The 1,619-nt window shown below is 50.9% G+C and carries 3 protein-coding genes; all 3 read right to left on the minus strand.

Annotated elements, in window-relative coordinates:
- The coding region (locus BSCG_RS0127835) for a relaxase/mobilization nuclease domain-containing protein (RefSeq protein WP_032849704.1) at positions 1-327 on the minus strand (327 nt) is incomplete at its 3' end.
- A complete protein-coding gene (locus BSCG_RS05795) occupies positions 293-676 on the minus strand; it encodes a MobC family plasmid mobilization relaxosome protein (RefSeq protein WP_007479984.1) in 384 nt (127 codons plus the stop codon). The genes BSCG_RS0127835 and BSCG_RS05795, both read right to left, overlap by 35 nt.
- Before the next feature lie 147 nt (positions 677-823).
- Positions 824-1,619, minus strand: a 796-nt coding sequence (locus tag BSCG_RS29040; RefSeq protein WP_008776962.1) for a toprim domain-containing protein, incomplete at its 5' end; no start/stop codon positions are given.

A 1,619-nucleotide genomic window follows, 5' to 3' on the forward strand; every position in this document is an offset into this window, starting at 1 on the left:
CACGTGCGGATGCTCCCGGTCTTGATGGCGCACGATGATATACTGCGTATCGGTGATTTTCATCTCACGCATATATTCCTGCGCAAGCTGTATCATCCTCTCGTCTGTCAATTTGGGCGCATCCACTGCCGAATAACTTAGCGCAATATGTCCGACAGGCTTTTTCAAGTCGGGATTCATCCCGGTCTGCATACAGAAGCTGCGGATTATATCTCCCCGGCTTTCTGTCAGTACCCCTTCCGCATGGAGTAAAGCCGCCTGCTCCTTGCCCAGCACATAGTTCACGCAGCCCTTAAACCCGCTTCCCTTTTTTATTTTTCCAATCATCCGACAACTGGTTTATAATTTCGACAATCCTGTTTTTGAGTTTCACCAGTTCCACCGCCACCAGTGCGAAACCTCCGGCATTCGCCCGGTGCGCCAACTGGTTGATGTTGTTGGCTTCCCCTGCCAGTTTGCGGATGGTGTCCGCATCCTGCCTGTTCAGCCGGGGTATGACCTCTGCCGAAACAACCGCCTGCCTTACATACTCACTGACACGCAACCCGGATTCCCCGGCTCGCTTTCTGATGGCATAATACTGCAACTCGGTCAGCTTCGTGCTGACTACCCGTTGCTGCTTCTCTATCCGTTTCTTTGCCGGACGTCCCCCCGGCTTATCCTTTATATTCGTCATAAGTTTTTACATTTAAATGGTATCTTAAAAATTGCGACCAACGGGAGAAATTTTCTTTGCTGTCAAGCAAAGCAAGGTAGTTTCGGTCTACCGAAACATAACCTTGCTCTCCAAATTAAACCGCCTGCCGTTGGTAATCCTACCGGACTAAATGCCCCTGCCCCTTTTCTGTCTTGGGGCGGCACGTTGTCCGGTTTCCTGCTTTATCTCCTGCGCTTGGCTGGTGCTGTTCTTCTGTTCCTGCTTCCTGCCGCACAGGTAATCGTTCAAGTCCGAATACCCCCTGTAATTGTCCGAGAAGTCACGCACACGGTAGGAGTATTCCAATTCGATAGCCCGTGTCGCTTCATATCCTGCCTTGTCATTGTCAAGCATACAGTGGATGCGTTCATACGGGTACAGCACGTCGATGGCTTTCGGCACATTGACTGTAGAGTTGAGTATGACATAATCCTGCCTGTCAAGGTCGGGCATAGTCGGGCAGTTCTTCATTCGGAGCGTGAGGAAAGAAAGATAGTCCATAAAACCCTCGAATACCAAACATTTCTCTCTCGGCTCTCCCTGCTGCCGTATATGGGTGATGTCTTTCGGGGCGATGCAACCCTTAAAAAAGGAATTGCGAACCTCGTAACCTCCTGCCATGTTCGGGAAACCGATAGCAAAGAAGGGTCTGCCGTTATTGGTAAAGTGGAGTTCCTTACATTCTCTTTTTGCCAGTTCGACATTGATACCCCGTCCCTGCAAGTAACGGAGCAATGCCGGATGGGTAAGGTCACGGACTTCCAAATGCTGGAAGCTCGGTTCTGTCCTACGCTGGGGAAAAGAAAAACTGACCGGGCGGACGTGCGGTGTCTGTTCCGCTATCCGGTTTAAAAGGTATGGCAGGCTATCGGAGCAATAGAGTTCCTTTGCCAGTGCGATGATGTTGCCGCCCTTGCCTGCG

The sequence above is a fragment of the Bacteroides sp. 2_2_4 genome, from assembly GCF_000157055.1.
GTDB lineage: Bacteria > Bacteroidota > Bacteroidia > Bacteroidales > Bacteroidaceae > Bacteroides > Bacteroides ovatus.

Excerpts from the sequence above, each read along its gene's own strand:
- BSCG_RS05795 (WP_007479984.1), bottom strand. The coding sequence starts at position 676 with ATGACGAATATAAAGGATAAGCCGGGGGGACGTCCGGCAAAGAAACGG.